The sequence below is a fragment of the Streptomyces sp. NPDC048462 genome, from assembly GCF_043200175.1.
GTDB lineage: Bacteria > Actinomycetota > Actinomycetes > Streptomycetales > Streptomycetaceae > Streptomyces.
The window spans coordinates 1-17,676 of the sequence record NZ_JBICXG010000006.1; the positions used below are offsets into that span (position 1 = coordinate 1).

The 17,676-nt window shown below is 71.1% G+C and carries 13 protein-coding genes; 8 read left to right on the plus strand and 5 right to left on the minus strand.

Going from position 1 to position 17,676, the window contains the following annotated elements; genetic code table 11:
- Nucleotides 1-152 precede the first annotated feature (152 nt).
- The gene (locus ACGFU6_RS12790) at nucleotides 153-524 is read right to left on the minus strand and encodes a WhiB family transcriptional regulator (RefSeq protein WP_123523830.1); all 372 of its coding nucleotides are present in this window, start codon (nucleotides 522-524) and stop codon (nucleotides 153-155) included.
- 161 nt (nucleotides 525-685) lie between these two features.
- Nucleotides 686-1,354, minus strand: coding sequence for a DUF1707 domain-containing protein (locus ACGFU6_RS12795; protein WP_393610328.1), 669 nt, complete (start codon nucleotides 1,352-1,354; stop codon nucleotides 686-688).
- Nucleotides 1,355-1,532: 178 nt separating this feature from the next.
- Here ACGFU6_RS12795 and ACGFU6_RS12800 point away from each other — a divergent pair, with 178 nt between their 5' ends.
- The gene (locus tag ACGFU6_RS12800) at nucleotides 1,533-3,200 is read left to right on the plus strand and encodes a fumarate hydratase (protein ID WP_393610329.1); all 1,668 of its coding nucleotides are present in this window, start codon (nucleotides 1,533-1,535) and stop codon (nucleotides 3,198-3,200) included.
- Nucleotides 3,201-3,239: 39 nt separating this feature from the next.
- Here the strand turns inward: ACGFU6_RS12800 and ACGFU6_RS12805 are convergent, their stop codons facing one another.
- Nucleotides 3,240-4,262 carry a LuxR C-terminal-related transcriptional regulator gene (locus ACGFU6_RS12805; protein WP_393610331.1) on the minus strand — a complete coding sequence of 341 codons (1,023 nt, stop codon included), beginning with the start codon at nucleotides 4,260-4,262 and terminating at the stop codon, nucleotides 3,240-3,242.
- Nucleotides 4,263-4,419: 157 nt separating this feature from the next.
- Between ACGFU6_RS12805 and ACGFU6_RS12810 the strand changes: the two genes are divergently transcribed.
- Both ACGFU6_RS12810 and ACGFU6_RS12815 read left to right on the plus strand, forming a co-directional pair.
- The gene (locus tag ACGFU6_RS12810) at nucleotides 4,420-5,667 is read left to right on the plus strand and encodes an MFS transporter (RefSeq protein ID WP_393610789.1); all 1,248 of its coding nucleotides are present in this window, start codon (nucleotides 4,420-4,422) and stop codon (nucleotides 5,665-5,667) included.
- A 445-nt stretch (nucleotides 5,668-6,112) separates the two neighbouring features.
- Entirely contained in the window at nucleotides 6,113-7,417 is a 1,305-nt protein-coding gene (locus ACGFU6_RS12815; RefSeq protein ID WP_393610332.1) for a M18 family aminopeptidase, read from the plus strand.
- A gap of 62 nt (nucleotides 7,418-7,479) precedes the next feature.
- On the opposite strand, the gene ACGFU6_RS12820 is transcribed toward ACGFU6_RS12815, so the two are convergent.
- Nucleotides 7,480-9,006 carry a ricin-type beta-trefoil lectin domain protein gene (locus ACGFU6_RS12820; protein WP_393610334.1) on the minus strand — a complete coding sequence of 509 codons (1,527 nt, stop codon included), beginning with the start codon at nucleotides 9,004-9,006 and terminating at the stop codon, nucleotides 7,480-7,482.
- 135 nt (nucleotides 9,007-9,141) lie between these two features.
- Here ACGFU6_RS12820 and ACGFU6_RS12825 point away from each other — a divergent pair, with 135 nt between their 5' ends.
- The 3 genes from ACGFU6_RS12825 to ACGFU6_RS12835 all read left to right on the plus strand — a co-directional run bounded on the left by ACGFU6_RS12825 (nucleotide 9,142) and on the right by ACGFU6_RS12835 (nucleotide 13,623).
- Nucleotides 9,142-10,557: a class II fumarate hydratase gene (locus ACGFU6_RS12825; RefSeq protein ID WP_393610336.1), complete on the plus strand. Its 1,416-nt coding sequence runs from the start codon at nucleotides 9,142-9,144 to the stop codon at nucleotides 10,555-10,557.
- Between the two features lie 44 nt (nucleotides 10,558-10,601).
- Nucleotides 10,602-11,321, plus strand: a complete 720-nt coding sequence (locus tag ACGFU6_RS12830; RefSeq protein WP_393610337.1) for a DUF402 domain-containing protein — start codon at nucleotides 10,602-10,604, stop codon at nucleotides 11,319-11,321.
- Between the two features lie 385 nt (nucleotides 11,322-11,706).
- A complete protein-coding gene (locus tag ACGFU6_RS12835; protein WP_393610338.1) occupies nucleotides 11,707-13,623 on the plus strand; it encodes a SpoIIE family protein phosphatase in 1,917 nt (638 codons plus the stop codon).
- A 178-nt stretch (nucleotides 13,624-13,801) separates the two neighbouring features.
- On the opposite strand, the gene ACGFU6_RS12840 is transcribed toward ACGFU6_RS12835, so the two are convergent.
- Nucleotides 13,802-16,102: a transglycosylase domain-containing protein gene (locus ACGFU6_RS12840; RefSeq protein WP_393610340.1), complete on the minus strand. Its 2,301-nt coding sequence runs from the start codon at nucleotides 16,100-16,102 to the stop codon at nucleotides 13,802-13,804.
- 222 nt (nucleotides 16,103-16,324) lie between these two features.
- Here ACGFU6_RS12840 and ACGFU6_RS12845 point away from each other — a divergent pair, with 222 nt between their 5' ends.
- Together ACGFU6_RS12845 and ACGFU6_RS12850 are read left to right on the plus strand one after the other, a co-directional pair.
- Nucleotides 16,325-17,296: an SPFH domain-containing protein gene (locus tag ACGFU6_RS12845; protein ID WP_393610341.1), complete on the plus strand. Its 972-nt coding sequence runs from the start codon at nucleotides 16,325-16,327 to the stop codon at nucleotides 17,294-17,296.
- Complete coding sequence (locus tag ACGFU6_RS12850) at nucleotides 17,293-17,535, plus strand: hypothetical protein (RefSeq protein WP_393610342.1); 243 nt, start codon at nucleotides 17,293-17,295, stop codon at nucleotides 17,533-17,535. Before ACGFU6_RS12845 ends, ACGFU6_RS12850 begins: the two co-directional genes overlap by 4 nt.
- The last annotated feature ends 141 nt before the right edge of the window (nucleotides 17,536-17,676 follow it).

The window sequence follows — 17,676 nt, forward strand, 5'->3', positions numbered from 1 at the left end:
CGACATCTGCCCACCCCAAACACAACGTCGGCCTGACCCACCAACGAGATGGATCAGGCCGACGTCACGACGAAGGGGCATTCGCCAACAGCATCCCATGTGCGGTGGGGGCGCCCCTCTCACGTTGGGACGGATGCGGTGCGGTGCGGCACTCAGCCGGCCGCGGCGATGCGGCCCGCCGCGCCGGATGCCTTGAGCTCGGCCTCGCGCCGCCGGCGGCGGGCGAGGGCCACGCGGCGTTCGGCAGCGGTGAGGCCGCCCCACACCCCGTACGGCTCGGGCTGCAGCAGGGCGTGTTCCCGGCATTCGACCATGACCGGGCAGCGCGCGCAGACCCGCTTCGCGGACTCCTCACGGGAGAGCCGGGCAGCGGTCGGCTCTTTCGACGGGGCGAAGAACAGCCCGGCTTCGTCCCGGCGGCACACCGCCTCCGAATGCCAGGGGCCTGCCTGGTCCTCCCGAGCGGGATTCCGCTGGGAAGGAACGGCGGCGACCTGCAGGGGCTGATGCGGCAGTTGCAGCACGGTCCACTCCTGACGACGGCTTCGCGGGCGAGAAGACGATGCAGCTCTCCCTACCCGCTGTGCGCGTGCCTATGCACTGAGTGGCACTCAGGTCCGGTCCGCGAAATTGCGGTCGATCGCGGTTTCGGCTGAAATCAGTTCCTCCCGGGACCGCCTCTCCGTCAGTGACCGAGGTGTTTGCGCAACCGGTCCTGGAGATCCGCGATGAACTTGCCGCGCTTGGGCTTTGCCTCGACGCTGCCGAACACCGAATAGCCGTTGACCACCACCACGGGCGCCTCCGGATCTCCGGATTCCAGCGTGACGACTTCGAAATTCCCGAAGATTCCCGTTCCGCTGCCGCGCAGCGAGATGTTCTCGGGAACCCGGATCTCGACACTTCCGAAGATGGAGGTCGCGTTGATCACGGTCAGACGCTGTCCGAAAAGCGCCTCGGTCAGATCGATCTCCACACTGCCGAACAGCGAGAACGCGTTCGTCCGGCCGCCGACCCGCCAACGTCCCCTGCGGGTGGAACTGCTGAAGACCGCGATCAGGTTGTCCGCCGGGCCCGCCGTCTCCTCGGAGCCGTGGGCGTACTGCGCGGTGGCGGGCCTGGTGGCCGCGCCGCCCGGGGCGGGCAGATCCCGTACCAGCGGCTCCAGTTCGCCGACGGTCTTGGCGCGGTAGACCGCGTCGACCCGCTCGCCGTGCTCGTCGGCGGTGAGCCGGCCCTCGGCCATGGCTTCCCGCAGGATGTCCGCGATCCGGTCCCGGTCGGCGTCGGAGGCACGGATACCGTCGGGTTCCGCCGGCGCGGTGGGCTGCTGGGGGTGCTTTTCGAGGTCCACCGGCCCAGCGTACCCAAACGCGATAGATCGCGACTAGGGTCTTTGCATTGACGGCGGGGCGCGGGGCCGTTCCCGGTGAGCCTTACCTCACAGGCTTAGCGCGCCTGCGGGGTCCTACCCTGGTGGGTGCGCTGTCCAAGGGAGGCCAGCCGCTGTCACCGAGTGAGGAATGGCCGTAATGCCAGAGTTTGCGTACTCCGATCTGCTCCCCCTGGGAGAGGACACCACGCCGTACCGTCTGGTCACCTCCGAGGGTGTCTCCACCTTCGAGGCCGACGGCCGTACGTTCCTCAAGGTCGATCCGGCGGCGCTGCGCACCCTGGCCGCCGAGGCCATGCACGACATCTCGCACTACCTGCGGCCCGCGCACCTGGCGCAGCTGCGGCGGATCGTGGACGACCCCGAGGCCTCGTCCAACGACAAGTTCGTCGCGCTCGACCTGCTGAAGAACGCGAACATCGCCGCCGCGGGCGTACTCCCGATGTGCCAGGACACCGGCACCGCGATCGTCATGGGCAAGCGCGGGCAGAACGTGCTCACCGAGGGCGGTGACGAGGAGGCGCTGTCGCACGGCATCTTCGACGCGTACACCAAGCTCAACCTGCGCTACTCGCAGATGGCGCCGCTGAACATGTGGGACGAGAAGAACACCGGCTCGAACCTCCCGGCCCAGATCGAGCTGTACGCGACCGACGGCGGTGCGTACAAGTTCCTCTTCATGGCGAAGGGAGGCGGCTCGGCCAACAAGTCGTTCCTCTTCCAGGAGACCAAGGCGGTCCTCAACGAGGCCTCCATGATGAAGTTCCTGGAGGAGAAGATCCGCTCCCTCGGTACGGCCGCGTGCCCGCCGTACCACCTGGCGATCGTGGTCGGCGGCACGTCGGCCGAGTTCGCGATGAAGACCGCGAAGTACGCCTCCGCGCACTACCTGGACGAGCTGCCCGCCGAGGGCTCCCCCACCGGTCACGGCTTCCGGGACAAGGAGCTGGAGGAGAAGGTCTTCGAGCTGACGCAGAAGATCGGCATCGGGGCGCAGTTCGGCGGCAAGTACTTCTGCCACGACGTACGGGTGGTCCGGCTGCCCCGCCACGGCGCCTCGCTGCCCGTCGCGATCGCCGTCTCCTGCTCGGCCGACCGCCAGGCCACCGCGAAGATCACCGCCGAGGGCGTCTTCCTGGAGCAGCTGGAGAAGGACCCGGCCCGCTTCCTCCCCGACACCACCGACGAGCACCTCGACGAGGCCGGTGACGTGGTCAGGATCGACCTCAACCGGCCGATGGACGAGATCCTCGCCGAGCTGACCAAGTACCCGGTCAAGACCCGGCTCTCGCTGACCGGCCCGCTGGTGGTGGCGCGCGACATCGCGCACGCCAAGATCAAGGAGCGCCTCGACGCGGGCGAGGAGATGCCGCAGTACCTGAAGGACCACCCGGTCTACTACGCGGGACCGGCCAAGACGCCCGAGGGTTACGCCTCCGGTTCCTTCGGGCCGACGACCGCCGGCCGGATGGACAGCTATGTCGCCCAGTTCCAGGCGGCCGGCGGCTCCAAGGTGATGCTCGCCAAGGGCAACCGGTCCAAGCAGGTCACCGACGCGTGCGACGCGCACGGCGGCTTCTACCTCGGCTCCATCGGCGGCCCGGCGGCGCGGCTGGCGCAGGACTGCATCAAGAAGGTCGAGGTCGTCGAGTACGAGGAGCTCGGCATGGAGGCGGTCTGGCGGATCGAGGTCGAGGACTTCCCGGCGTTCGTCGTCGTCGACGACAAGGGCAACGACTTCTTCACCGAGCCCGCCCCGGCACCGACCTTCACCAGCATTCCGGTACGCGGCCCCGGCCTGGCCTGACGGTCGCGCGGGTGAGGGGCCGCCCGGCCGGGCGGCCCCTCACCCGTCGAGCAGGCCCGAGGTCGCGACCAGGTAGCCGAGCTGGGCGCGGCCGGTGCTGCCGAGCTGCTCGGAGACCTTGCGCATGTGCTCCGCCACGCTGCGGCGGCTCATCCCGATCCGGCGGGCTATCGCGGCGTCCGTCTCGCCGTTGACCACCGCCCGCAGGATGGCGCGCTGCAGGTCGGACGTGATGACGGGGGTGCGCAGCGGCGCCCGCTCCGGGCGGACCGGCACCGCGCGGGCCCAGGCCTCGTCGAAGGCGCGGGCCAGGAACCGCACCAGCGACGGGTGCTGGACGCGCAGGGCGTGGTGCGGTTCGTCGGAGAACGGGACGAACGCCAGATCGCGGTCGAACACGATCACCCGGTCGACCACCTCGGCGAGGGTCCTGACCTCCGCTCCCGCCTCGGTCACCTGCTCGATGTACGCGAGCGTCGTACGGTCCGAGCGGACGGTGTGCTGGTAGATCGTCCGCTGCCGGACCCCGCGCCCCAGGTTGTCCAGGTCCCGGGTCAGCACCTCCTGGAGCACGCGTGCCGGGCGGCCGCCGCCGGGGTGCGCGGTGCGGACCTGTTCCCGGCAGCCGCCCACCGCCGCTTCCAGCGCCCTGCTGATGACCGCCTCCCCGGACAGCCGGGTGAGCGCGGGCTGTTCGCTGCGGTGCACGTCCGCGTACAGGGCCTCGAAGACGGAGAGCGTGGCGCGGGTGGCACGCAGCGCCCGGCGCCGGTCGAGGAGTTCCTCCTGGAGCGGGGCGAGCGCGGTGTAGGACGCGGTCTCCGGCGGTACGGGGACCATGAATCCCGGTGAGCCCCGGTCGGACACCATCAGGTGCAGGTCCCGCAGACAACCGGCCACCTCGCCCTGCGGAAGGCATCCCGTCACCAGTGCGCGCCGGTACGTCGCGAGCGCGCTCTCGCAGGGCCGTTCCGGACCGGCCCCGGCCCCGGTCCGTGCGCAGCTGCCGGCCGACGATTCGCGGCAATCGCATGCCGGTGGGCTGGAATGATCGTCCTTCACAAGTATGCAGATTACCTTTGTGCACAAGGGATGACGGCGGGGAGTTCGACGGTTCGGCAACTATGAACGGGTGACGCCCGGCCCCGACAACACCCTCAGCCGGCCGGACGCCGAATCGGCCGACTCGCGCTACGGAGTACGGCGATATCGATTCCTCGTGACCGGCTACGCCATCTCTTCGTACGGCACCTTCCTGAATATGGTGGCGCTCAATCTGTTCGTCTATGAGACGACCGGACGGGCTCTCGCCATGGGGCTGTTCATGGCGGTGCGACTCGCGTCGGGATTCGCCGCCGGGCTGACGGCCGGGGGTCTGCTCGCCCGATTCACGGCGAAGAGCGTGATGCTCTGGACGAATATCGCGCAGGCGTCGGTGATGCTGCTGCTGGTTCTCGCGCCGGACGGGCTGCGGACCGCCGCGCTGATCGCGGTATCCGTGGTCGTGGGCTCCTGCGGGACGCTCTTCATGGTGTCCCTGCGCAGCTCCATACCCGAGATGGTCGGCGAGGACCGCCGGTCGTGGGCCAACTCTCTCTCGATCACTGGTCGTTCGCTGGCCATGGTGGCCGGTTTCGCTTCTGCGGGCGTCGTCGTCTCGCTCGTCGGGTACACCGCCGCCTTCGTGGTGGACACGGCAACCTTTGCAGTCTGCGCGGTGACGGTGGCCCTGCTTCCCATCCCGGGCGGCGGCAAGCAGCGCGCCGGGGACGGGAGTACGGACCGGAGCGGGAAGGAACCGGGCGCGGCAGCCGGTGCGGAACCGGGGGACGGTGCGCCGGCCCGTCGGCGCGGGCCCGCCGCGCTCGCCGCACTGGCCGCCGCGCCCGGTCTGGCGCTGATGGTGGCGCTGCGAGGGGTGGACGCGCTGGGCTCGTCCTCGCACAACGCGGCGCTTCCGGTCTACTCCAGCGAGCTCGACGACTCGCGCCCCGCCGTGTTCGTCAGCGCCTTCTGGTGCCTGTGGGCGCTCGGCAACATCGTGGTGCAGCAGCTGATCCAGCGTCACGCTCGCCGTACCGCGCGGTCGGTGGGGGCGCTGGGCTTCGGCTGGGGCACCTGTCTCATGTCGGCGGCGTTCATCCTGGCGTTCGCGGGGTTCCCGCTGGTGGCCACGGCCGCGATCGCGCTGGTCGCGGGGGCCGCCGACGGGCTCACGGAGGTCTCGTACACCTCTCATCTGCAGACCCTGCCGGCCGGGCTGCGCGCCCACGCCTTCGGGCTCTCAGCCACGGTGGAGAACCTCGGCTTCGGCGCCGGAATGATCCTGGTCGCGGCCGCGCTCGACCGCTACACCCCGCTGACGGTCGTGGGCTGGTCCCACGGTGTCGCGCTCGTGGTCGCCGCGGTGTTCCTGATCCGGGTGACGGGCCTGCGCAAGTCCCCGCCGGTCCCGTCGCCGCCGTGACCGGGTCCGGCGCCGGGGCGCGTGCCGGTGCCGCCTGCGTACGGCCGAATTCAGCCAATTACGCGGGGGCCTGCGCCACGTCCCCGCGACGCCTCCCGCGCACAGGCGACAGCACGGGTACGGCTGTTGGCCGCACGCCGGTCACCGTTCCGGTGCCGGCCGGGCCGTCCCGCCGGGCCCCGCGGCCGCAACTGCCGGCCGAGGGCAACGGCGCCGCACCGCCGCATTCACGCAGCGGGCCGCCGACCGGGCTTGCGGGGTGCCCGGCAGATGCGGTGAGTTGTCCGCGTCGCAGGAGGATCCGCCCCGCCCGGCCCCACCTCGCGACGCCTCCCCGACCCGGGCATCCCGGCCCGGACGTCCAGAGCCGTGCCACCAACCCCGTACGCCCCACCCCGCACCACCGAACACCTTCACCGTCCCACACCGGAAAGGCGGAGACCGCATGACGCCGGTCCACCACCGCAGCCACGTCGATGATCTGCTCTCCTTCATCAGGGCCAGCCCCTCCCCGTACCACGCCGTCGCGAGCGCCGCCCAGCGGCTGGAGAAGGCCGGCTTCCGTGAACTGCGGGGCACGGACGACTGGACGGGCACCACGGGCGGCAGCTTCGTCGTCCGGGGCGGCGCGCTGATCGCCTGGTACGCCCCCGAGGGCACCCCCGCACACACGCCCTTCCGGATCATCGGCACCCACACCGACTCACCGAACCTGCGGATCAAACCCACCCCGGACACCGGCTCCGCGGGCTGGCGGCAGATCGCGGTGGAGATCTACGGCGGAGTGCCGCTCAACACCTGGCTCGACCGGGACCTGGGCATCTCCGGCCGGCTCGCGCTCCGAGGCCCCGGCGGCACGACCGACTCCCGGCTCGTCCAGATCGACGAACCGCTCCTGCGCGTGCCGCAGCTGGCCATCCACCTGGACCGGACGGTCAACGAGGGCCTGTCCCTGGACCGGCAGCGCCACATCGCCCCGGTCTGGTCGCTCGGCGCCGCCGAGGAGGGGGCGCTGCTGCGCCGGGTCGCGGCGGCCGCGGAGGCCGATCCGGAGGAGGTGCTGGGGTGGGACCTGATGCTCCACGACATCCAGCCGCCCGGATACCTGGGCGCGGAGCAGGAGTTCGTGGTCTCCTCCCGGCTGGACAACCTGGTGTCGGTGCACGCCGGGGTCACGGCGCTGGCCGCGACGGCGACGGCCGCCGAGGAGCAGCCCGCGTACATCCCGGTCCTGGCGGCCTTCGACCACGAGGAGGTCGGCAGCGGTTCCGACACGGGTGCGCAGAGCCCGCTGCTGGAGCGCGTCCTGAGCCGTTCGGTGACCGCGCGCGGCGGCAGCCCGGAGGACTTCTCGCGGGCGCTGGCCGGTGCCTTCTGCCTCTCCGCCGACATGGCGCACGCCGTGCACCCCAACTACGCGGAGCGGCACGACCCGGACCACCGCCCGCTGCCCAACAGCGGCCCCACGGTGAAGGTCAACGTCAACCAGCGCTACGCCACCGACTCGACCGGCATCGCGGTGTTCGCGTCGGCCTGCGAGCGGGCGGGCGCCCCCTGGCAGCCGTTCGTCTCGAACAACGCGATGCCGTGCGGTACGTCGATCGGCCCGCTCACCGCGGCCCGGCTGGGTGTCCCGACCGTGGACGTGGGAGTGCCCGGCCTTTCGATGCACTCGGCGCGTGAGCTGTGCGGGGCGGACGACCCGGGTCACCTGGCGGCGATCCTGGGCGCGTTCGTGACGTCCGGCTGACCCGGGGGCTGCGGGGAGGGGCGCGGTATCGCCCCTCCCCGCAGCCCGGGAGAACGGACCCGCTAGGCGAAGCGCTGGCTCGCGCCGCCGTCGCAGGGCTGGAGCCTCAGCGGGTCGTGGGCGCCCGCCAGGGTCGCGCACAGGCCCGTGGAGGCGGCCGGGCGCAGGGTGCCCGACTGCTGGGCGAACTTCTGATTGGCCGCGCCGGAGCAGTTGTAGAGGATGAGGGCGGCGCCCGCCCTGTAGTCGGCGCCCGGTACGTCCAGGCAGCGGTCGTGGCTCAGTTCCGTACGGACGGTCTTGGTGCCTGCGTCGTACCACCAGTCCTGGTTGCGGCCGCCGTGGCATTCCCAGCCGCTCACTCCGGTGTTGTTACGGGTGACCGAGGCGGGGGCGTCCAGGCAGGTGCCGGTGGCCCCGTTCTTCAGCGGCTTGAAGACGTCGTCCCAGGCGGTGGCCTGCAGCACGGGCTTTCCGGTGCTCGCCGGGTCGGCGCAGCTCGCCTCGCGCAGGCCCGAGTTGTAGATCTGGGTCAGGCAGGAGGCGAAGGCGCCGTGGCCGGCCGCGTTCGGGTGGAAGGACTGCCGCAGCGAGTTGGAGTCCGGCGGGAAGTGCGAGAGGTCGATGTAGAGGCCGCGGGCCCAGGTGGACTCGCTGCACACCTCGTGGCCGTGGAAGAGCCGGGAGTTGTCGAGGTAGACGGCTCCGGTGTCGGCGGCGGCCCTGCGCATGCCGCGCTCGAAGGCGGGGACGGCGGTGTTGCGGCCCCAGGCGGCGTCGGAGTCGTATCCGGCGCAGCCGCCGGGAAGCTTGCCGGGGAAGTTCGGGTTGTCGTAGAAGTCGGGGCCGATCGGGCTCGGGTAGCCCATGACGACGAGCTTGTAGTCGCCGTTGGCGTATCCGGCGTTCGACATGACGGTGCGCAGGTCGCCGACGGCCTTCTCGACCTTGGGGACGAGTCCGTCGACGCGGGCCTGCCAGCCGCCGGCGTACTTGGGCTCGCAGGTGCCCTGGAGGAGGACCCAGCGCTCGACGCAGTCCGTCATGACCGGACCGAACTGGAGGTCGTCATTGGCACCCGCCACCAGCACGATCATCTTGATGCGGGTGTTGCGCGCCTTGATGGCGAGGTTGTCGCTCTGCACCAGCTCGTCGGCGTACTGCTTCGAACCGCCGATGACGATGTTCCCGGTGTACGCGCCGGAGCAGGAGACGTTGTACGTGACGTCGGCCGGGATGCCGGTGCGGTGGATGGCGGAGTCGGGCGAGCGGTGGCACCAGTTGTCGGGGCCGTTGGTGCCCGCCTCGTACGTGCCGACGCCCTCGCCCGAGATCTCGCTGTCGCCGAGCGAGATCAGCCCGGTCTTGCGGTCGGTGAGCGGGCGCTCGGCGGGGTCGCCGTACAGCTGGGTGGCCTCGGCGGCGCGGACGGCCTCCAGTTCGGGCGGCAGTGCGGTGGATGAGGTGGTGCTGGTACCGGACTGTGCCGCGGCCGCCGGTCCGGCGGCCGCGGTCATCCCGCCCAGGGCCGCCGCCGTGGCGGCGACGGCCGCGACGGTACAGCGGAGTCTGAACCTTGTGCGCCTCATTGCGCCTCCCGAGATTGTTGTTACCCCCGGTATTTACTGGTCGGTAGCCGACTTGGGAATACATAGAACAAGACAAGTGCTCATCTTTTTCGCTTCCGCCCACCACTTCCAGGGCGGTCCTATGGAGGTTGAACGATGACGGACGAGGGAAAGACCGCAGCCGGCACCGAGGGCTACCGCGTCGAGCACGACTCGATGGGCGAGGTCAGGGTGCCCGCGGACGCGAAGTGGCGGGCCCAGACGCAGCGGGCCGTGGAGAACTTCCCGGTCTCCGGGCAGCGCCTGGAGCGGGCCCACATCGAGGCGCTCGCCCGCATCAAGGGCGCGGCCGCCAAGGTGAACGCCGAGCTGAAGGTGCTCGACCCGGACATCGCGCGGGCCATCCAGGACGCCGCGGCGGAGGTCGCCGGGGGCAGCTGGGACGCGCACTTCCCGATCGACGTCTTCCAGACCGGCTCCGGCACCTCGTCGAACATGAACACCAACGAGGTGCTGGCCACCCTCGCCACCGAGCGTCTGGGCCGCGAGGTCCACCCCAACGACCACGTCAACGCCTCGCAGTCCTCCAACGACGTCTTCCCGTCCTCCATCCACATCGCCGCCACGGGCGCGGTGACCGGCGAGCTGGTCCCCGCCCTGGACCACCTCGCGGCCGCCCTGGAGCGCAAGTCCGTCGAGTTCGCGACGGTCGTGAAGTCGGGCCGCACCCATCTGATGGACGCGACCCCGGTGACCCTGGGCCAGGAGTTCGGCGGGTACGCCGCACAGATCCGCTACGGCATCGAGCGGCTGTACGCCTCGCTCCCCCGCCTGGCGGAGCTGCCGCTGGGCGGCACCGCCGTCGGCACCGGGATCAACACCCCGCCCGGCTTCTCGGCCGCCGTGATCGCGGAGGTCGCCCGGGTCACCGGGCTGCCGCTCACCGAGGCCCGCGACCACTTCGAGGCGCAGGGCGCGCGGGACGGCCTGGTGGAGACCTCCGGCCAGCTCCGTACGATCGCGGTCTCCCTCACCAAGATCTCCAACGACCTGCGCTGGATGGCCTCGGGGCCGCGCACCGGTCTGGCCGAGATCAGCCTCCCCGACCTGCAGCCGGGCTCGTCGATCATGCCGGGGAAGGTCAATCCGGTCATCCCCGAGGCCGTGCTGATGGTCGCCGCGCAGGTGACGGGGAACGACGCGACGGTCGCCGCCGCAGGGGCCGCGGGCAACTTCGAGCTGAACGTGATGCTCCCGGTCATCGCGAAGAACCTGCTGGAGTCCGTACGCCTGCTCACCAACGTCTCCCGGCTGCTCGCCGACCGCACGGTCGACGGGATCACCGCGAACGTGGAGCGGGCCAGGGAGTACGCGGAGTCCTCGCCGTCCGTCGTCACCCCGCTGAACAAGTACATCGGGTACGAGGAGGCGGCGAAGGTCGCCAAGAAGTCCCTGGCCGAGCGGAGGACCATCCGCGAGGTGGTGCTGGACTCGGGGTACGTCGAGCGCGGGGACCTCACCGTGGAGCAGCTGGACGAGGCGCTGGACGTGCTGCGGATGACCCGCCCGTGACGCGCGTCGCTGCGGTGGGGCGGCTCGCTCACTAAGATCCCTCCATGACAGGTACCGGAGGGACCGAGCGCTGGGCGCCGGGTGATCAGATCCTGTGGCGCTACCGCGGCAACGGACCGGTGCGGCACGGTCCCGGGCCCGGCGGGGCGCGGAACCCGGTGCACATCTGCCGCCCCGTCACCGTCGTCCAGGACACCGAGGACCTGCTCGCCGTCTGGGTGGCGCCCGGCACCGAGTGCGTGAAGCCGGTCCTCGCGGACGGCACCGACGTGCACGCGGAGCCGCTCGCCACCCGGTACACCTCGCCGCGCACCACCGCCCGTTCGCCCTGGCTGGGCAACGGGGTGCTGAAGCTGGCCCGGCCCGGCGAGCCCTGGTCGGTCTGGCTGTTCTGGGAGCGCGGCTGGGAGTTCCGCAGCTGGTACGTGAACCTGGAGGAGCCGCGTACCCGCTGGGCCGGCGGCATCGACTCCGAGGACCACTTCCTGGACATCTCGGTCTACCCGGACCGCAGCTGGCTCTGGCGCGACGAGGACGAGTTCGCCCAGGCCCAGCGGGTGGGCCTGATGACCCCCGCGACCGCTCGGCGGGTCCGGGAGGCGGGGCGCGCGGCGGTCGGGGTGATCCTCGACTGGGGGGCACCGTTCCGGGACGGCTGGGAGGACTGGCGGCCCGATCCGCGGTGGCGGGTACCCGCGCTTCCGGACGACTGGGACCGGCTTCCGGATGACTGGGACCGTACCCCCTCCGCCATGCCGTCGTGAGACCCTTGATGCACCCCAGGGGGACGAACCCTGGATCGTCCCGAGGAGGGACGGTCCGCCCCACCCCGCGGGCGCCGCACACGAGCTGACCGTAAATCATCGAGTCATCGCACTGGTTGCACGCTTCATGACCGCATCAGTCGTATGAGTCGCACGAGTTGCCCGAATCGCATGAGCCACTACGAGGGGGTGGAGACGTGCTCACTGTCCGCCGCCCCACCGCCGAAAACGTTGTCACGGCTCCCGCTCACGGACGTCCGGTTTCGGCCCGGTGTTCCGGGGCATGCGGTGTCAGCCGTTGTTATTGCCGCTCATGCCGGGGCACAGTAGCGCCCCACAAGGTGATTGCCTCATACAACCGGCCCGGACGGACGGAACCCCAAGCGTGACGGAGCACCCCACCTCCCACGAAGGCCGGCAGCCTCTCGCCGCCCGGCCGCAGGAACGCGCCCGGCCGCGGCAGCGGGATGCCGCGTCGGCGGCCGCCGCTGCCGCCACGGCGATCCCGGGCCCGGCCAAGGGCCCCGGCCCCGGCACTGCCGGAACAGGCCAGGCGGCAGGACCGGACCCCCAGGCGGCGGCCCGCCGCGAGGGCGACCGGCTGCGCTTCGTGGGTGCCGCGACCCGCCGGATCGCCCGCGGGATAGATCTGGACGAGATCGTCCTCGGCCTGTGCCGGGCCAGCGTGCCGACGTTCTCCGACGCCATACTCGTCTACCTCCGCGACCCGTTGCCGGTCGGCGACGAGCGCCCCGTCAACCCGTTCGTGCTGCGGCTGCGCCGCTCCGACCGGCTGCGGCTGAGCGAGGAACTCGCCGACGGGCTGACGGAGAGCGAGCGGCTCCGGCCGGCCGCCATCGATCCGCAGACCGATCTGACGCCCGCCGCCGAACTGTGCGAGGTCCGCCCCGGCGGTGCGCTGGCCGAGGTGCTGCGCGGGGTGCGGCCGGTGTTCGGTGACTCCGCCGCGGCCCGCGCCGCCCTGCCCGAGCTGCTCGGCGCCGGCCGCACGGTGCCGTCCGGGCACCGCGCGATCCTGGCCCCGCTGCGCGGCCGGCGCCGGGTGATCGGCGCGGCGGTCTTCCTGCGCGGCACCGAACGCCCGCCGTTCGAGGCCAACGACCTGCTGGTCGCGGCCCAACTGGCCACGCACACCGCGCTCGGCATCGACAAGGCCGTGCTGTACGGGCGCGAGGCCTACATCGCGGACGAGCTCCAGCGCACCATGCTGCCCGACTCGCTGCCGCAGCCCACCGGGGTGCGGCTCGCCTCCCGCTACCTGCCGGCCGCCGAGACGGCCCGGGTCGGCGGCGACTGGTACGACGCGATCCCGCTGCCCGGCAGCCGGGTCGCCCTGGTCGTGGGCGACGTCATGGGCCACTCCATGACCTCCGCCGCGATCATGGGCCAGCTGCGCACCACCGCGCAGACCCTGGCCGGGCTCGACCTGCCCCCGCAGGAGGTCCTGCACCACCTCGACGAGCAGGCCCAGCGGCTCGGCAGCGACCGCATGGCGACCTGCCTGTACGCGGTGTACGACCCCGTCGCGCACCGCATCACCATCGCCAACGCCGGTCACCCGCCGCCCGTGCTGCTCCACCTCGGCGGCCGCGCCGAGGTGCTGCGGGTGCCGCCCGGGGCCCCGATCGGTGTCGGCGGCGTGGACTTCGAGGCCGTCGAGCTGGACGCGCCCGCGGGCGCCACCCTGCTCCTCTACACCGACGGCCTGGTGGAGTCCCGGCTGCGGGACGTGTGGACCGGCATCGAGCAGCTGCGCGAGCGGCTCGCCACCACCGCCCGGCTGACCGGGCCCGACCACTCGCCGCCGCTGGAGGCCCTCTGCGACGACGTGCTGGACATGCTCGGCCCCGGCGACCGGGACGACGACATCGCCCTGCTGGCCGCCCGCTTCGACGGGATCGCGCCGAGCGACGTCGCGTACTGGTTCCTGGAGCCGGAGGACTCGGCTCCGGGCCGGGCCCGCAGGCTGGCCCGCCGCGCCCTGAGCCGCTGGGGTCTGGAGGACCTGTCGGACTCGGTGGAGCTGCTGGTCAGCGAGGTGGTGACCAACGCCGTGCGGTACGCGGAGCGGCCGGTGACGCTGCGGCTGCTGCGGACCGACATCCTGCGCTGCGAGGTCGGTGACGACTCCCCGCAGCTGCCGCGCCAGCGCCGCGCCCGCGACATGGACGAGGGCGGTCGCGGACTGTTCCTGGTGAACCGGCTGGCCCGGCGGTGGGGCGCGACGCGCCTGTCGACGGGCAAGGTCGTCTGGTTCGAGATGCCGACCCGGGGACAGTAGCCGGAGCAGCAAGCGGGCGCGGCAGCCGGGCACACTGGCCCGGCGAACGTCCGGCGTCGAACATTTCCGGCCATCTCCTGACCCGGACCGCGCACAACCGGAACAGCGGAAGGGGCGGTGTACGAGGAGTCTTCCTCGTACACCGCCCCTTCCGGCGTTCCGGAGCCGGATCAGCGTGTCACTGCGTCAGGCTGTTGTCGCCGTTCGGCCGGTCGGCCCCGGGGTCCACCGGCAGTTCGGCCGAGTCGCTGGGGTCCGGATCGGGCGGCGGCTCGGTGGTCGGGTCGCCCGACGGGTCACCCGACGGAGAGGGCGGCGCATCGGACGACGGGGACACGCTCTCCTTCGGCGGATCCGAGGTCGGGGGCGCGCTGGTCGTCGGGTCGTCCGAGGGCGAGACCGTCTCGGAGGGCGTGATGGACGGGCTCGGTGAGGTGGTCGGGCTCGGCGGGGTGACCGCGGCCCCCATGTCGGTGTCGAGGTCGAACTCGCCCGGGTCGCCCATCGCCTGGGCGGTGAAGCTCGCCCAGATGTCGGCGGGGAAGCCACCGCCGTTGACCCGGCCGCCGCCGCCGGCTCCCTTCAGGGGCACCTGGGCGCCCTTGCCGATCTTCTTGGCGTCGTCGTCGGTGCGGGCGTAGGCGGCCTCGCCGAAGAGGCCCACCGAGGTGACCAGGCGGGGGGTGTAGCCGGTGAACCAGGCGGACTTGTTGTCGTCCGACGTGCCGGTCTTGCCCGCGATCTGCTGGTCGGCCAGCCCCTCGGCGTTGCGTACCGCCTCGTGGGCCGTACCGTCGTCGACCACACCGGTCAGCACGGAGGTCACGGAGTCCGCGGCCTGGCGCTTGATCACCTGGCCACCGATCGCCTCGGGCAGCTCGATCGGCTGCTCACCCTGCTTCTGGGCCGACTTCACGATCTGCGGCGTGACCTTCTTGCCGTGGTTGTCGAGGGTCGCGTAGACCCCGGCCATCTCCATCGGGCTCGCGCCCATGGAACCGAGGGTCTGCGCCGGCACGGCCGGGAGCCCCTCGACGTCCATGCCGAGTTTGCCGGCGGTCTGCATCACGCGGTCCATGCCGACGTCCACGCCCATCTGCGCGAAGACGGAGTTGATGGACTTGTTCATCGCGGTCTGGACGGTGACCTGGCCGTAGTCCCGGTCGTCCTCGTTCTCCGGCGCGAACGCGACGTCGCTGCCCTTGACCGGACGCTTGCTGGTGCCGTCGTAGCGGGTGTCGGCGGTGATCTGCTGGTCGTCCTGGGTCTGCGACTCCTGGTCGAGCGCCGCCGCGAGGATGACCGGCTTGAAGGTGGAGGCGGGCTGGTAGTCGCGCCGGGTGGCGTTGGAGATGTAGTGCTCGGTCAGTCCGCGTCCGCCGTACATGGCGAGCACCCGGCCGGTCTTCGGGTCGACCGAGACCGCACCGGCCTGGACGTCCTGGTCGAGCTTGCGCCCCTTGGTGTCCAGCTTGTCGGTCAGCTTGGCCTTGACCGACTTCTCCAGCTCCTGCTGCTTCTTCTTGTCGATGTTGACGGTGATCGTCCAGCCGCCGGCGTCGAACTGCGCGTCGGTGATGTGCTCCTGCTTCTGCACCGCCGCGCGCGCCGAGGCCACGATGTAGCCCTTCTGGCCGGAGAGCCCCTCGGACTGCTTGGGGGCCTGCGGGGCCTTGAACTTCAGCCCCTGGCGCTCGCCGGCGTCCAGCCAGTGCTCGTCGACCATGTTGTCGAGCACGTAGTTCCAGCGCTCCTTGACGAGCGCCTTGCCGTGGTCGGTGGCGACGGCCCAGTCGTACTGGCTGGGCGCCTGGAGCAGAGCGGCGAGGTAGGCGCCCTCGGTGACGTCCAGGTCCTTGGCGTCCTTGCCGTAGTACGCCTGCGCCGCGGCCTGGATCCCGTAGGCGCCGCGACCGTAGTAGCTGGTGTTGATGTACCCGGCGAGGATCTCGCTCTTGGACCGCTTCTGGTCGACCTTCAGCGAGATGACCAGCTCTTTGAGCTTGCGGGTGACCGTCTGGTCGGCGTCGAGGTAGTAGTTCTTGACGTACTGCTGGGTGATGGTCGAGCCACCCTGCTTGCCCTTGCCGGAAACGGTGTTGACCAGGCCTCGGGCGGTACCTTTGAAGTCGACGCCCTGGTCGTGGTAGAAGGACTTGTTCTCGGCGGCCACGAAGCTCCGCTGAACGTCCTTGGGCACCTCGGCCAGGCTCACGATCTCCCGGTTGACCTCGCCCGTCCGGGCCAGCAGTTTGCCGTCGGAGTACTTGTAGACGTTGGCCTGGAGCTTGGCCTGTGCGTTGCCCTCCGGCACCTGCACGACCATGTAGAGCACGGCGAAAGCGCCCATGCCCAGCAGACAGAGCCCGAAGGCCGCGCCCAGTAGTTTTCGCCAGGTGAAGAGTCTGCGTATGCCGCCCCTCTTCACGGCCCGCCGCGACCCGCGCCGCTGGGCTCGTCGCGCATCCGCTCGACCCATTGCTGTGTTGCTCCCGCTTCTCTGCTCGACCGGATCAGCTCGGACCTGCCAGCTAACACCCCTGGCAGGGACAGAAGCCCAGCGATCCGCCCTTTTCCGGGCGTGACAATCAGCACCCGCTTTCAAGGGAACCGACTCACGAGAGGTGCGCAGGGTTGTCACATGAGTTAATGTGTAATCACATTGCTAGCGCTGAGCTAGCCCGCACAAACGGGGGATTCCATGACTGATCCACACGTCTCGGCCACGCCCGCCACACCGACGCCGGACCTCACGCCGGACGCGCCGCAGATGCCGGAACCGCAGGTCCGGGAGACGACGGCGCACAGCATCCCGGGCGGCATCGGCCTGCTGCTCACGGTGATCGGGGTGATCGTCGGCGTCGGTCTCGCCATCGTCGGCGGTGTCATCGGGTCGAACGGGAACAACGGCGTCGGCATCCCGCTCTGCATCCTCGGCGTGCTGCTCGCCATCGCCGCGTTCTTCTGCATGGGCGGTGTGAAGATGGTCGCACCGGGCGAGGCCCGGGTCATCCAGCTCTTCGGCCGCTACGTGGGCACGATCCGCGCCGACGGCCTGCGCTGGATCAATCCGCTGACCTCCAGCCGCAAGATCTCCACCCGGGTCCGCAACCACGAGACCGCGGTCCTCAAAGTCAACGACGCCTACGGCAACCCGATCGAGCTGGCCGCGATCGTCGTCTGGAAGGTCGACGACACCGCGCAGGCGCTCTTCGAGGTCGACGACTTCCTGGAGTTCGTCGCCACCCAGACCGAGGCGGCCGTCCGGCACATCGCGATCGAGTACCCGTACGACGCCCACGACGAGGGCGGCCTCTCGCTGCGGGGCAACGCCGAGGAGATCACCGAGAAGCTGGCCGTGGAGCTGACCGCACGGGTGCAGGCCGCAGGCGTCCGGATCATCGAGTCGCGATTCAGCCACCTCGCGTACGCCCCCGAGATCGCCTCCGCGATGCTCCAGCGCCAGCAGGCGGGCGCCGTCGTCGCGGCCCGGCAGCAGATCGTGGAGGGTGCCGTCGGCATGGTCGAGATGGCGCTCACCCGGATCGCGGAGCAGGACATCGTCGAGCTGGACCCGGAGCGGAAGGCGGCCATGGTGAGCAATCTGATGGTGGTGCTGTGCGGTGACCGCGCGGTGCAGCCGGTCCTCAATACGGGCACGCTCTACCAGTGACCGAGGAATCGCCGCGGCGCAGGCCGCAGCAGTCGCAGCAGCGCAAGCAGATGCTGCTGCGGCTGGATCCGGCGGTGCACGACGCGCTCGCGCGCTGGGCGTCGGACGAGCTGCGCAGCGCGAACGCGCAGATCGAGTTCCTGTTGCGGCGGGCCCTCGCGGAGGCGGGGCGACTGCCGGGCGGGGCGGCGCCGATCCCGCGCCGGGGACGACCACCGAAGTCCCCCGAACCGCAGTGACGACAGCCCCGCGGGGGCCCGGACATCCGGGCCCCCGCGGCCGTCGGCCCCAGCCTCACCAGCCCGGACCCGTGTCCCGCACGGGCTCCGGCGGCGATGGAACAGCCGGTATACATGCCAGGTATACACACCGTGTACAGT

What these genes read in the sequence shown, in the direction of transcription:
- ACGFU6_RS12820 (WP_393610334.1), bottom strand. Translation starts at nt 9,006, where the DNA reads ATGAGGCGCACAAGGTTCAGACTCCGCTGTACCGTCGCGGCCGTCGCC.
- ACGFU6_RS12815 (WP_393610332.1), top strand. Translation starts at nt 6,113, where the DNA reads ATGACGCCGGTCCACCACCGCAGCCACGTCGATGATCTGCTCTCCTTC.
- ACGFU6_RS12830 (WP_393610337.1), top strand. Translation starts at nt 10,602, where the DNA reads ATGACAGGTACCGGAGGGACCGAGCGCTGGGCGCCGGGTGATCAGATC.
- ACGFU6_RS12800 (WP_393610329.1), top strand. Translation starts at nt 1,533, where the DNA reads ATGCCAGAGTTTGCGTACTCCGATCTGCTCCCCCTGGGAGAGGACACC.
- ACGFU6_RS12840 (WP_393610340.1), bottom strand. Translation starts at nt 16,102, where the DNA reads ATGGGTCGAGCGGATGCGCGACGAGCCCAGCGGCGCGGGTCGCGGCGG.
- ACGFU6_RS12825 (WP_393610336.1), top strand. Translation starts at nt 9,142, where the DNA reads ATGACGGACGAGGGAAAGACCGCAGCCGGCACCGAGGGCTACCGCGTC.
- ACGFU6_RS12845 (WP_393610341.1), top strand. Translation starts at nt 16,325, where the DNA reads ATGACTGATCCACACGTCTCGGCCACGCCCGCCACACCGACGCCGGAC.